The following is a 13,070-nucleotide window of genomic DNA, read 5'->3' on the forward strand; positions in this document are numbered from 1 at the left end:
TCCTTGATCGTTCTATTTTTGGGACGCTGATGGCGAATTTTACCGTCTACCGCCTCTATCGTTGCAAGCGTATTCTGACTCCATCGTAATGCAAACCCGAACAGGAGATCGAGATGAACACAGTCACAGGTATCTACAGCGCACCACGCCAGCACTGGGTCGGCGACGGTTTCCCCGTGCGCTCGATGTTTTCGTACACCGGCCATGGCAAGCAGCTGAGCCCCTTCCTGCTGCTCGACTATGCCGGCCCTGCGGAATTTGCGCCCGGTACGCGTCCGCCCGGCGTCGGTTCGCACCCGCACCGCGGCTTTGAAACGGTGACCATCGTCTACAAGGGCGAAGTGGCGCACCGCGATTCGACGGGTCAGGGCGGCGTGATCGGCCCCGGCGACGTGCAGTGGATGACGGCCGGCGCCGGCATCCTGCATGAAGAGTTTCACTCGCCTGCCTTCACGCAGTCGGGCGGCACGCTGGAAATGGTGCAGCTGTGGGTGAACCTGCCGGCGAAAAACAAGATGACGGCGCCCGGCTACCAGGCGATTAGCAGCGAGACGATTCCCACCGTGGCGCTGCCAGACGATGCCGGTTCCCTGCGCGTGATCGCCGGCGATTTCGATGGCCAGCATGGCCCGGCCCGCACGTTCTCGCCGATGCGGGTGTGGGACCTGCGCCTGGCGCAGGGCAAGCTGACGGAGCTGCCGGTGCACGCCGGCTGGAGCACGGCGCTGATCGTCCTGCACGGCACGGTGCTGGTGAATGGCGAGAGCGTGGTGCGCGAAGCGCAGATGGCGCTGTTCGAGCGCGACGGCGACAGCATCACCGTCGAGGCGAACAGCGACGCCGTGGTACTGCTGCTGAGCGGCGAGCCGATCGACGAAGCCATCGTCGGCCATGGTCCGTTCGTGATGAACACCGAAGCGGAAATCGCGCAGGCGTTTGAGGATTTCAACAGCGGCCGCTTCGCCCGCATCGCGAAGTAATTCATTTGTGCAGTACCCATGCCGCATCCCGCGGCATGGTTTTTCAGGAGACCACCATGAGCACCCCCGCCAACTTCCAAGGTTTGCCACCGATGATCGATCCCGACGACGCCGTCATGCTGCTGATCGACCACCAGAGCGGCTTGTTCCAGCTGGTGCGCGACATCGAGCAGCACGTGCTGCGTGGCCATGTCACGGCGCTGGCCAAGCTGTCGCGCCTGGCCAACATGCCGACTTTTACCACCGCTTCCGTGCCCGACGGCCCGAACGGCCCATTGATCCCGGAAATCCACCATTTCAACCCGGAAGCCGTCTACATCCCGCGCACGGGCCAGATCAATGCCTGGGACAATCCGGCCTGGGTCGAAGCCATTGAAAAGACGGGCCGCAAGACCCTGCTGATCGCCGGCACGCTCACCAGCGTGTGCATGGCTTTTCCCACCATCAGCGCGCTGGCGGCCGGCTACAAGGTGTTTGCCATCATCGACGCCTCGGGCAACTGGTCGAAGATGGCCACTGACATCACCGTGGCGCGCGTGACGCAGGCTGGCGCCGTGCCGATCGATACGTATGCCGTGCTGGCGGAAGTGATGAGCACCTGGAACCGCGCCGATGCGATGGAATTCGCCGCCATCATGACGGACCATATCGTGCCGCCGTACCGCGCGCTGATCGAAAGCTACGACAAGGCGCAGGGCGTGCAAAAGAATGGCCGCGAGACGAAGCTGGAAATTCTGGAAGCGGCTGCCAAGGCCTGATCACCTTACGGCGCCTCGTAGCGGGCGCGTATCGCCGCCAGCACGCCGCGCTGTTCCAGGTGCGTGATGGCGGCGTTCAGGCGCGCCAGGTCGTCGCTGCTGGTCGTGCGCGCATTGAGCATCAGGTGCACGGGGGCGCGCAGGACCAGGAAGGGCAGGGTGTTCAAGGCGACGCCCTGCAGGCGCGCTTCGTGGCGTACGGCCAGCACGTCGCCCAGCAGCAGGTCGGCGCGGCCCGCGTCGAGCATGCGGATGCCCTGCCGGAAGCTGCCGAAGGTATTCAGGCGGCCGGCCTTTTCCAGCGCCGGCCGGGCCGCCGCATACTGCGCGCCATACCAGCCCACTTTGGGCGCCAGCAAGGTCGACTTGCCGCGCGCCAGCTGGCCGAAGCTGCCGACATGGCGTTGCACGGCGTGCGTGCCGGCCTTGCCGAAGATGCCCACGGTTTCATCGCGGTAGCTCACGCTGAAACGCGCATACGCATGGCGCTCCGAGGTGTCGGAGGCGGCGGGCAGCAGGTCCAGTTCGCCTTTCTGGAACAGCAACTGGCGCCGCGCCGTGGGCAGTTCCGGCACGCTCAGCAAGGTGCAGCGCGCTTCCTTGAAAATGGCGCGCAGCAGCTCCAGGTCCAGCCCCGTATAGCTGCCTTGTGCATCGCGATACAGGTAGGGTGGCCATTGCTCAAGCGCCATCGTCATGCGGCAGGCCTGGGCGGGCAGGACGCTGCCGAGCAGCGTTGCCGCAAGCAGCAGGTGGCGCAAGCGCATGGAACATCTCCGCAGTGGTTCAGGGGTACTGTTTGCCAATTTGCCAGAATGGCCACGGAAGTCAAGCAGTGCATGGCTGGTTGCCGATATCAAATGGGCTATAGTGGCGGCGTGCCTTCATTCAAAGGAAATCCGCTTGACTCCCCCGCTCGAGATCGCCGCCAATGTCTTGATGACTGCTTCCATCATCCTGGCCGGACGCAATAATATTCATTCCTGGTGGATCGGCATCATCGGCTGCGTGCTGTTTGCCGTGCTGTTTTTCCAGGTTAATCTGTATGCCGACGTAATGCTGCAGCTGTTTTTCATCGTCACCTGCGTCATCGGCTGGCTGCAATGGCGGCGCGGCGCCGGCGGCAAACCGTTGCCGATCACGCGCACGGGCTGGCGCAGCCTGGCCTGGGTGGTGCCGGCCGGCATCGCCTCCGTGGTGATCTACGGCATGCTGCTGCACCGGTTTACGAATGCCTACGCGCCTTTCATCGATTCGGCAGTGTTGGTGTTCAGCATCATCGCGCAATTCTTGCTGATGAGCCGGCGCATCGAAACCTGGGCCTTCTGGCTGCTGGTCAACACGGTAGCCGTGCCGCTCTACTACAGCCGCGGGCTGCACCTGACGGCCGTGCTGTATGCGGCTTACTGGGTCAATGCCCTGATTTCCTGGTACTGGTGGGGTGTGCAGGCACGCCGCGCGGCGGCCGCGCCGCAGGCGATGGCCGACGCCTGATATTGCCAAACGCCAAGTCCTTATATTCAAATCGTATATACAATCAATTTTTAATTCGTTCACACCATAAAGACGCCGAGATATAGTGGCCTTTCCCCGCTTACCGGTGTCTTTTATGTTGCGCTTTAGTCTTTCTGCCTATTTTTATGCCGCCCCGCACCAGCTGACCATGCAATGCATGGCCCAGTCGATGCCGGTGCGTGCCCGTCCACGCATCCCGTAAGTCATTCCCATTCGTTTCGTTGTCGTTTGCCCGCTGGCCCACCCGGTCCGCGTGCCCCTGCTCGGCCTTTTATCGGAAAAAGGCTCAATCCCAATAAGAGGAAACCATGTTCAAACCACTCGCCATCAGTCTTGCCATTGCCGCCGCCTTTCCCTCCCTTGCCCACGCCGAAGAGGACATGCTGCGCGTTAACGTCACCGGCTCGAATATCCGCGTCAGCGAAAAGGAGGGCGCCAGCGCGGTGCAGGTCATCACGGCCAAGGAGTTGAAAGCCAGCGGCAAGACCAGCGTATCGGATGTGCTGCGTGCCATCTCAGCCAACAGCGGCAACAGCTACAACGAACAATATACGGGCAGTTTCTCGGCCGGCACTTCGGGCCTGTCGCTGCGCGGCATCGGCCAGCAAAACACCCTGATCCTGGTGAATGGCCGCCGCGTGGCCAGCTATGCCACGGCGCAGGATTTGCAGCAGACCTTCGTTGATCTGAACAGTTTGCCGATGGCGGCCGTGCAGCGTATCGAAGTGCTCAAGGATGGCGCTTCGTCCGTGTATGGCTCCGACGCCGTGGCCGGCGTGGTCAACATCATTCTGTACAAGGAATTCACGGGCACGGACATCACGGCGCAGTGGGGCGGCTCGACCGAAGGCACGGGCCAGCATGAAAAGAGCGCGGCGCTGCAAACGGGGTTTGGCAAGCTCGAGGAAGATGGCTACAGCGTGGTCTTCTCCGTCGATGCCCAGCAGCGCGACAAGCTGCAGCAAAGCGACGTTGCATGGCTGCGCGCTGCCGATTACCGCAAGCAGCAGCGGGGCAGCCTGGACTGGAACGTGACGAATTACGCGGGTGCCGATCCCACGCAGACCCTGGGTGGCGTGCGCGGGCCGCTGCAGCTGGTGCCGTACAGCGCCATCAATCCGGACGGCGTGGGGCAGGTGCTGGCCTATAATCCGTCGCCCTACGAAACCCTGATCCCTGGCATCCAGCGCATCCACTCCTCGCTGCGCGGCACCGTGAAACTGAACGCGGACACGGAGGCCTACGTCGACCTGCTGCACAGCTATTCGCGCGCCGACCAGACCTTCAGCGCGCCATTGACGGTAAGCAGCTCGCTGCGCGCGTGGAATAACGGCACCAAGCGGCTCGACACGATTCCCGTGGTGCTGCCCGTGGGCCATCCGAACAATCCGGGTGCGACGCCGCTGCCGTTCACGGCTACCCTGTTCGACCTGGGGCCGCGCCTGAAGCAGGACAAGGTGACGTTCTACCGCGCGCTGGCGGGAGTCAAAGGCACCCTGGCGGGCTGGGACTGGGATGCGGCCGTGGGCCACTCCAGCAGCAAGCTGGAAGAGACGGTGCAGAATTTCGTCAACCGCTACGAATTCCAGAAAGTGCTGGCCGATGGCAGCTACAATTTCTTTGACCAATCGCAAAACAGCGAAGCCGTGCGCAACCGCCTGCGCCTGTCGACCCTGCGCCCGGCCGAGTCGACGCTCGACACGCTCGACTTCTCTGCGGCCAAGGATATCTGGAGCTTGCCGGCGGGCCCGCTGGGCTTTGCCGCCGGCTTTCAATGGCGCCGCGAAAAGATGGATTCGCAAACCTCGACGGCCGTGCTGTCCGGCACGGAACTGCGTCCGGCGCTCAATATCATCGAGGGTTCGCGCAGTGTGTCGGCGCTGTTCGCCGAATTCAATGTGCCCGTGGTGAAAAACCTGTCCGTCAACGTGGCGGGACGCGCCGACCATTACAGCGATTTCGGCAATGCATTTTCGCCGAAGGCCAGCGCGCGTTACCAGGCGGCGCCATGGCTGCTCTTGCGCGGCACCGTCTCGCGCGCCTTCCGTGCGCCGTCGCTGCCGGAAATCACCGACAGCACGGCTGTCAGCTATGCCGGCGTGATCGATCCGCGCGACCCGTTGACGCCGACGCTGTCGCGCGGCGTGACGGTTATCACCATCGCCAATCCGGCGCTGCGCCCCGAGCGCTCGAAAAACCTGAATCTGGGCGTGGTGGTCTCGCCTACCAGCAGCTCGAGCATCGGCCTCGATTATTACCGCATTCGGCAGGAAGGCGTGATCGGCACGGAAAGCGCCACCACCACCCTGGGCAATGAATTGACGTCGCCGGAAAAGGTCGCGCGCGGCGCCGACGGACGCATCACGACCCTGTACCGCCAGTTCCGCAACCAGGGCCAGCGCGATGTGTCGGGCATCGATCTCGACCTGCGCCAGCGCTTCGTCGACCAGGACTGGGGCAAACTGACCCTGGCCGGCCAGCTGAGCCGCGTGCTGCGCTTTGCCGAGCCGCTGTCCGATGGCGCGCCGCTGACGAACGGTGCCGGCACCAATTACTTCGGTTCCATCCCGAAATGGCGCGGCGTTACCTCGGCCACCTGGGAGCAGGGCAAATGGTCGTCCACCCTGACCTGGAACTATGTGGGCAGCTATGCGCAAAACACGCATCTCGATGAATCTGTGGCCGCCTTCAGCACCTTCGACGTGACCACCAGCTGGCAGGTGACACCCAGGGCGAACGTCACTTTCATCGTGCAAAACCTGGCCAACAAACGTGCGCCGTGGGATTACTCAGCCTCGGGCTTCGACTATACGCAGGCCGATCCGCGTGGACGCTTTGCATCGCTGAAGCTGAACTACAAGTTCTAGTGATCGGTTGACACCTGCCGCTGGCCCGTCTGTTCCTGCAGACGCTGGCGGTAGGCGCTGGGCGTGACGCCCATGCGTTCGCGAAAGGCGGTGGCGAAGTTGCCCGGGTTGTGAAAGCCGATCAGCAGGGCGACATCCTGTACGTCGATGTCTGTCTGCTGCAGCAATGCCACGCCGCGGGCGATGCGCGCTTCGCGGATGAAGGCAAACACCGTCATGCCCGTTTGTTCGCGGAACATCAGGGTCAGCTTTTCGCGGTAGGTGCCCACGCTGCGGGCGATCTCGGACAGGTTGGGCAGGCTGCCCAGGTTGTCGAGAATGAGCTGTTTGACCGCATTGACGAACACCAGGTCGGGATGCTGCTGGCGCTCGCTGGCCGGGACCGCGATGGGTAAGGTGCTGTTGCTTTTACGCATCAACCCCAGGTGGATATGAATGCGCGCGGCCAGTTCTTCCGGCGTGAACGGCTTCGAAATGTAGTCGACACCGCCCACCTGCAAGCCCATGATGCGTTCCTTGGCGGCATCAGCGCCGCTGAGAAAGATGACGGGTATCTGTTCCGTTTCGGGATTGGCCTTGAGCAATCGGCATGCCGTGTAGCCATCCATCTCGGGCATGCGCACGTCGAGCAGGATCAGGTCGGGCAGCGTGGCCAGTGCCAGCTGGTAGCCCTGGTAGCCGTTGAACGCGATGCTGAAACGGTAGGGCTGCTCGCTGAGCAGCTCCATCAGCATGCGTTGCTCGAACGCGGAATCGTCCACGATCAAGATGTTTTTTTTGACGGTTTCGCTGGTCAATGGCATGGCATGGATGACTTAACCAAAAAGCAAGTGTGGCTTATTATGCCTCGCTTTTTCTTTTATTTTCTGCTTTTCTCGTGTTTCAAAAGAGGTTTCTCCGCCAGAAGAAGCGGCGATTTCCCAGATCGCTAATAATTCACCCATGCATTGACTTAAAGCAATGTCGATTATTAAAAAATCTGTTTTGCAAATGCGGCAAAAAACCGACGCCCTCAGGTTCCTGGCTCTCGGCGCTGATATTTTGTTGTCCTGGTTTGCGTGCCCCAAAAAACGCCGGCAATACCGTGACTATCCTCGACGTCCTTCATATTGACGGGCTCATTAATGATGTTTCATCATCAGGAGGTATCATGTTGCGAGTTATTTTCCCCCGCTTTATCGTTGCCGCCAGCGTCGCTGTTGCCAGCACTGCACTCGTGCCCGGCGTCGCCGACGCGGCCGTGTATCTGAACGGCAGCAACACCGCAACCTTTGACGTCACCCTGAAAATCATCGCCAATTGCACCATTGCGGCGGCCAATCTCGACTTTGGCCAAAGCCAGGGTGTATTGGCTACTGCCGTGAACGTCAATACGACCGTGAGTGTGACCTGCACCAATACCACCCCGTATAACGTGGGTCTGACGGCGGGCACGGGCACGGGTTCGACCGGCACCACGCGCTACCTGAGCGGCACCGGCGGCAACCTTGGGACGGTCCAATTCAATTTGTACCAGACGGCCGGCAGCACCTTGTGGGGCGATACGCAGGGAACGAATACCGTCGGCGGCACGGGCAACGGCTCATCGCAGCCGATCACGGTGTACGGCAATATTCCGCCGCAAGCGACACCGGCGCCCGATACCTATAAGTCGACCATCACGGCCACTGTTTACTTTTAAGCCAGGCGCTGCGTGAAGGCCGGTTCGACTTCTCTGATGAAAAGCGTGCTGGCGCTGCTGGCCTGCTGCGCGGCGGGCGTGCAGGGCGCCAATCTGCAGATTTCGCCGGTGACGCTGACCCTGCGCGCAGCACAGAGCGCGGTCGCGATCAACCTCCAAAACCTGGGCGACCAGCCCATGTATGGGCAGGTGCGCGTGTTCGCCTGGGACCAGCGCGATGGCGAGGAAGTACTGGCGCCCACGCAGGAACTGGTGGCCAGTCCGCCGATCGTGGAAATTGCTGCCAACAGCCGCCAGGCCATCCGCCTCGTGCGTGCCCAGGCTGGTCCTGTCGCGCAGGAAAAGACATATCGCGTGCTCATCGATGAAGTCAGCCGCGACGATGACCTGGGCCGCAGCGGCATCGATATCCGCCTGCGCTACTCGGTGCCCGTGTTCGTGCTGCCGACCGGTGCGCCGGACAAGGAAATGCTCGATTGGCACGTCTTTCGCGAGCGGGGCGAATGGATGTTGCGTATCAAGAACAGCGGCAACGGCCATGCGCAGATCGGTGCGATGACGTTCACGAACCTGGCGGGTAAAAAGTTTGTCATCAGCAAGGGGCTGTTTGGTTATGTCCTGGCGGCACGCATGCGCGTATGGCGCTTGCCCGTTGCCAGGGAGGCCGAACTGGATGGGCCGTTGAGTATTGCAGTCAATGTGAATGCAAAGGCGCTCGTTGCCACGAATTCGACACCTTGAACATGGCCGCCATGGCGGGCGAGCTTGTCGCGCGCCCTTGGCATGGGCGCAACCGGGTCAAACCATGAAACGCGCACTGAGCTGGCGGACCTGCTGGACCTTGCTGCTGCTGGCCATGGCATCACTGGCCAGGGCCGATGGATCGGCCGCCGTGACGGGCGCCGACCCGGGGCCGGCCAGCTTGCCCAGCGATCCGATGGCACCGAATGAACTGTATCTGGAGGTAACCGTGAATGCTGTCTCAACCGGGTTGATCTTGCGTTTTACCCAGGTGGGTAAAGCCTTGCGCAGCAGTGTGGCGAACTTGCAGCAGCTTGGGCTGGACCCGGCGCGCCTGGGCGCGCCCGCTCGGGCTGACGTGGCGCTCGATGCGATTCCCGGACTCAGCTATGACTATGATGTGGCGCGCCAGAGCGTGTCGCTACAGGTGGCGGACGACTTGCGCTCGCCGTACCGTCTCAACGCGCGCCTGACGGCGCAGACACCGCCGTCGCGCGTCACGCCCGGCGCCGTCCTCAATTACGAAGCCTATGCGGAACTCGGCCAGACGCGGCGCGCCGCCATCTTCAACGATTTGCGTTATTTCAATGACGGCGGCGTTTTCAGCAATACTGGCACCTTGAACCTGGGATCCGACCAGCGCAAGTACATGCGCTTTGACACCTTCTGGAGCCACGCCGACCCCGAGACCCTGAAAACGTGGCAAGTGGGCGACCTGATTTCCTCCTCGCTCAGCTGGAGCCGCGCCGTGCGCGTCGGCGGTGTGCAGTGGCGCAAGAATTTCCAGCTACGCCCCGACCTGCTGACCTTTCCCGTCGCCTCCGTCGATGGCACGGCGCTGGTGCCTTCGTCGCTGAGCCTGTACGTCAATGGCGTGCAGCAATTTGCTGCCAGCGTGCCCAGCGGTCCGTTTGTGCTGAACCAGGTGGCTAGCATCAATGGCGCCGGGCAAGCCACCCTCATCACGCGCGATGCCCTGGGGCGTAGCGTGACGACCGTGCTGCCCCTGTATGTCGATACGCGCATGCTCGCCAGAGGCTTGAGCGATTACTCGGTCGAGGCGGGCGCCGTGCGGCGCGAGTATGGCCGCCGCCTGTTCGGTTACGAACGGCAACTGGTCGCCAGCGCTTCCGGCCGCCATGGCGTCAGCGACAACTTCACCATCGAGGGCCACGCGGAACTGGCCGCCGGCCTGTATCAGGCCGGGGCGGGCGCGCTGCTGCGGCTGGGCCAGGCCGGTGTGCTGAGCGGCTCGCTGTCGGCCAGCGCCGGCCAGTACCGCGGCGCGCAGCTGGGTGCCGGTTACCAGTACATGGGGCCGCGCTTCAGCGTCGATGTGCAAAGCGTGCGTGCCAGCGCCGGTTTTGGCGACCTGGCCTCGCGCGATGGCAGTGCCGTGGTGCGCGCGGCGGATAGATTCACCGTCAGCTTGCCATTGCCCACAGGAAGCAGCATCAGCAGCAGCTATATCAGTTACCGCATGCCCGGCGCGCCACCGTCGAAACTGGCCACGATGGGCTTTTCGGCCATCCTGTTTCACGGCCTGTTCTTCAACGCCAGCTTGTTCCAGGACTTGCGGCAACGCGAGAAGCGGGGGTTTTATGTTGGCCTGAGCATGGCCTTCGACAACAATCTGGCCATCAGCACGAGCAGCAGTCGGCAAAATGGCGAGAGCGGCCGCAGTGTCAGCGCGCAGCGCGCGGCGGACTTTGGCGGCGGCTTCGGCTGGAACTTGCAGGCTGGCACGGTGGGCGGCAATACCTACCGGCAGGCGCAAGTGGAATACCTGGGTAATGACGGCCGCGTGAGCGCGCGCACGCAAAGCAGCGGCATGGGCAATGTTTCCTCGCTGGGCGCGGCCGGTGCGCTGGTGCTGATGGATGGTCATGTCGAGGCGGCGCGCCAGGTAGGCAACGGTTTTGCACTAGTATCGACGGGGGGCGTGGGCAATATTCCTGTGTTGCATGAGAACCGCCAGATTGGCGTGACGGGCAATAGCGGTTATCTGCTCGTGCCGAATTTGAATCCTTATGGCAATAACCAGATCAGCATCGCCACGGAGGAACTCGACGTCGATGCGCGCGTCCCGATGATGAATATCAATGTCGTGCCGCAACAGCTGGCCGGCGTGCTGGCCGCCTTTCCCATCGAACGCTACAGCGCGGCCACCGTCATCGTGCAAGGCGCCGATGGCAAGCCGCTAGCCATGGGCTTGCCCGTGCTGCATGTGCAAAGCGGCAAGCAGACGGTGGTGGGATTTGACGGCATCGTTTTCGTCGACGATCTGCAGGAGCAGAATCAGTTGCAAGTCGGCGAGGGCGACAGCGCGTGCACAGTGCGTTTTGCCTATGTGCGTCCGGCGGCGGGCGGCTTGCCCGTGATCGGCCCGTTGCGCTGCGCTGCCCCTGCCGTCGGCGCCGGAGGAGGCCGCTGATGCGCCGCCTGCTGCTATGGCTGACCCTGTTGCTGGGCTGTGCCTGGGGCGGTACGGCGCAGGCCGATACCTGCTCGGTCAGCATGACGAATATCGATTTCGGCGCCGTCAGCCCCATTTCCGGCACCGATTACGTGGCGCAGGCAACGGGCACCTTCAACTGCGTGTTTTCGTCACTGAACCTGGGGCAGTTGCTTACGCCGAACGCGCAAGTTTGCATCTCGCTGGGGCTGGGCACGAATTCTACCTCGGCCTTGCCGCGCAAGCTGGGCAACGGCAGCAACCGCATCGAGTACAACGTGTATGTGGACAGTTCGTATGCCACGGCGAAGATATGGGGCGGCGCCGGCGTGACTGGCGCGCCAGCGACCTTTGGCATGATTCTGTCGGCCGGCTTGCTGGCGCCGCCCGGCACGTATTCGACGACGTTCACCGTGTACGCGAAGATCCCTGCCGGTACCGCCCTGGCGGCCGTACCCACGGTGGGCAACGCGAATACCGTGTATACCTCGAGCTTTGCCGGGCAGGGCACGTATACCTACACCACGTATGGCCTCGTCAACCTGCAGGGTTGCACAGCCAGCAGCGGCAGCTTCGGTTTTACGGTGAATGCCACGGCCGTCAACGACTGCACCATCACCGCCACACCGATGGCGTTTGCGAACGCCTCCATCTTGACGGGCAACTTGCGCAGCACCAGCACCTTGTCGGTGCGCTGCGTCAATAACAATGCCTACCAGATTGCCCTGAACGGCGGCAGCGTGGCGCTCAATGTGGCCAACCGCCAAATGAAGAATACGGTGACGACGGACAAGGTCAGTTACCTGTTGTCCGCCACGCTCGATGGTGCGCCGTGGGGCGATGGCACGGCAGGCACCAGCATGGTGACCGGAACGGGCACGGGCGTCAGCGTGCCGCTGACGATTTACGGCCGCGTGCCGGCGCAGAATTCGCCGCGCCCCGGCGACTACAAGGACACGGTGACGGCAACGATTTATTTTTAGAACGTGACAGTCACGAGGCCGGCGCCTGATGGTGTTGTCTGCTGGAGCAGCAGATACGGCGTGTTGTGCTGGCAGCGCACCTGGGCGTTGTTGCGTTGCGCAACGATGGTGCACGCTTCCTGGACGACGAAGGTGGCCTGGAGCGAAGCGGAAGACATGGTACCGGCGGTGGTGGTCTGGCAAAGGGTCAGGGCGAGCAGGGCGGGCAGTACGGCAAGCTTCAAAGGGGGCATCGTGAATGTATCGCGTGAAAAGCGGGCGTGGGCAGCAGCGCTGGAAGGCGTGGCTGACACCATTTTTCGCACCGGGATTGGGAGAGCAGAACCAGCCATGATTGTACTTGAACGAGGAAAGTGTGAGTTTTTGCGTATTTTCAAGCCGCTACCGTGGTGCGCAGGTCACTTGCAAAGTAATAGTAACTAAGTTTCCGTGTTGCAACTGAAATATTTTTGATTGTTGTGTTGAATCAACGTGAGGAGATGGTCGTGAAACATACCAACTTTAATAATTTGCCTTGCCCGATTGCCCGCAGCCTGGGCAAGGTGGGCGAATGGTGGAGCATCCTCATCCTGCGCGAAGCGTTTTATGGCAAGACGCGCTTCGACGAATTTGAAAAAAGCCTCAAGATCGCCCCCACCATCCTGACGCGCCGCCTGGCGGACCTGGTGGAGGGCGGCTTGATGACGCGCCGCCTGTATTGCGCCAAGCCGCCCCGTTACGACTATGTGCTGAGCAAGTCCGGGCGCGCCTTCAAGCCCGTCTTGCTGGCCTTTATCGCCTGGGGCAATGAAAACTTCGCGCCGGAAGGCGCCAGCCTCGTCATCGCCAGCCGCGACACGGGCCTGGCTGCCGATCCCGTGCTGGTCGACGCCATGACGGGCTTGCCCATCAATGATGAGTACTACGCGTTCGCGCCGGGGCCGGCCGCCAGCGACAGCATGCGCAGCATCATCTTCGATGCGGAAAAAAGCAGCGGCATCGCACCCAAGCCGAAGCCAGCGCCCGCCAACCGGGGCTGGGTGGCGGAAGGCCATCTGGCGTGAGGGTGTGACGGCGGGCGAGATCCGCGCCCAGCGTCAACCATGGCCGT

13 protein-coding genes are annotated in these 13,070 nt (G+C 62.4%); 9 read left to right on the top strand and 4 right to left on the bottom strand.

Annotated elements, in window-relative coordinates; all coding sequences use genetic code 11:
- Positions 1 to 113 precede the first annotated feature (113 nt).
- Both ACP7EG_RS10385 and ACP7EG_RS10390 read left to right on the top strand, forming a co-directional pair.
- Complete coding sequence (locus ACP7EG_RS10385; protein WP_426087522.1) at positions 114 to 980, top strand: pirin family protein; 867 nt, start codon at positions 114 to 116, stop codon at positions 978 to 980.
- A 56-nt stretch (positions 981 to 1,036) separates the two neighbouring features.
- The gene (locus ACP7EG_RS10390) at positions 1,037 to 1,738 is read left to right on the top strand and encodes an isochorismatase family protein (protein WP_426087523.1); all 702 of its coding nucleotides are present in this window, start codon (positions 1,037 to 1,039) and stop codon (positions 1,736 to 1,738) included.
- A gap of 5 nt (positions 1,739 to 1,743) precedes the next feature.
- Here ACP7EG_RS10390 and ACP7EG_RS10395 read toward each other — a convergent pair whose 3' ends face one another.
- Positions 1,744 to 2,505 (bottom strand): substrate-binding periplasmic protein, encoded by a 762-nt coding sequence (locus ACP7EG_RS10395; protein WP_426087524.1) that lies wholly within the window; start codon positions 2,503 to 2,505, stop codon positions 1,744 to 1,746.
- A 136-nt stretch (positions 2,506 to 2,641) separates the two neighbouring features.
- On the opposite strand from ACP7EG_RS10395, the gene pnuC reads away from it, so the two are divergent.
- Together pnuC and ACP7EG_RS10405 are read left to right on the top strand one after the other, a co-directional pair.
- The gene (pnuC, locus tag ACP7EG_RS10400) at positions 2,642 to 3,232 is read left to right on the top strand and encodes a nicotinamide riboside transporter PnuC (protein ID WP_426087525.1); all 591 of its coding nucleotides are present in this window, start codon (positions 2,642 to 2,644) and stop codon (positions 3,230 to 3,232) included.
- Between the two features lie 329 nt (positions 3,233 to 3,561).
- On the top strand, positions 3,562 to 6,120 hold the full coding sequence (locus ACP7EG_RS10405) for a TonB-dependent receptor (RefSeq protein ID WP_426087526.1): 2,559 nt from the start codon (positions 3,562 to 3,564) through the stop codon (positions 6,118 to 6,120).
- Here ACP7EG_RS10405 and ACP7EG_RS10410 read toward each other — a convergent pair.
- Positions 6,117 to 6,923 (bottom strand): response regulator transcription factor, encoded by an 807-nt coding sequence (locus ACP7EG_RS10410; RefSeq protein ID WP_426087527.1) that lies wholly within the window; start codon positions 6,921 to 6,923, stop codon positions 6,117 to 6,119. The two genes, ACP7EG_RS10405 and ACP7EG_RS10410, sit on opposite strands and share 4 nt — an antisense overlap.
- Positions 6,924 to 6,935: 12 nt before the next feature.
- On the bottom strand, positions 6,936 to 7,064 hold the full coding sequence (locus ACP7EG_RS10415; protein ID WP_277922166.1) for a hypothetical protein: 129 nt from the start codon (positions 7,062 to 7,064) through the stop codon (positions 6,936 to 6,938).
- Positions 7,065 to 7,270: 206 nt separating this feature from the next.
- Here ACP7EG_RS10415 and ACP7EG_RS10420 point away from each other — a divergent pair, with 206 nt between their 5' ends.
- The 4 genes from ACP7EG_RS10420 to ACP7EG_RS10435 all read left to right on the top strand — a co-directional run bounded on the left by ACP7EG_RS10420 (position 7,271) and on the right by ACP7EG_RS10435 (position 11,980).
- A complete protein-coding gene (locus ACP7EG_RS10420; RefSeq protein WP_426087528.1) occupies positions 7,271 to 7,801 on the top strand; it encodes a Csu type fimbrial protein in 531 nt (176 codons plus the stop codon).
- Between the two features lie 45 nt (positions 7,802 to 7,846).
- Positions 7,847 to 8,542, top strand: coding sequence for a fimbrial biogenesis chaperone (locus ACP7EG_RS10425; RefSeq protein WP_426087529.1), 696 nt, complete (start codon positions 7,847 to 7,849; stop codon positions 8,540 to 8,542).
- Between the two features lie 64 nt (positions 8,543 to 8,606).
- Positions 8,607 to 10,976, top strand: coding sequence for a fimbria/pilus outer membrane usher protein (locus tag ACP7EG_RS10430; protein WP_426087530.1), 2,370 nt, complete (start codon positions 8,607 to 8,609; stop codon positions 10,974 to 10,976).
- A complete protein-coding gene (locus tag ACP7EG_RS10435) occupies positions 10,976 to 11,980 on the top strand; it encodes a Csu type fimbrial protein (RefSeq protein ID WP_426087531.1) in 1,005 nt (334 codons plus the stop codon). Before ACP7EG_RS10430 ends, ACP7EG_RS10435 begins: the two co-directional genes overlap by 1 nt.
- Here ACP7EG_RS10435 and ACP7EG_RS10440 read toward each other — a convergent pair.
- Positions 11,977 to 12,213 carry a hypothetical protein gene (locus ACP7EG_RS10440; protein ID WP_426087532.1) on the bottom strand — a complete coding sequence of 79 codons (237 nt, stop codon included), beginning with the start codon at positions 12,211 to 12,213 and terminating at the stop codon, positions 11,977 to 11,979. The genes ACP7EG_RS10435 and ACP7EG_RS10440 overlap by 4 nt on opposite strands.
- Positions 12,214 to 12,465: 252 nt before the next feature.
- On the opposite strand from ACP7EG_RS10440, the gene ACP7EG_RS10445 reads away from it, so the two are divergent.
- The gene (locus tag ACP7EG_RS10445) at positions 12,466 to 13,023 is read left to right on the top strand and encodes a helix-turn-helix domain-containing protein (protein ID WP_332861556.1); all 558 of its coding nucleotides are present in this window, start codon (positions 12,466 to 12,468) and stop codon (positions 13,021 to 13,023) included.
- Positions 13,024 to 13,070 lie beyond the last annotated feature (47 nt).

Source organism: Janthinobacterium sp. PSPC1-1 (assembly GCF_049897625.1).
GTDB lineage: Bacteria > Pseudomonadota > Gammaproteobacteria > Burkholderiales > Burkholderiaceae_D > Janthinobacterium > Janthinobacterium tructae.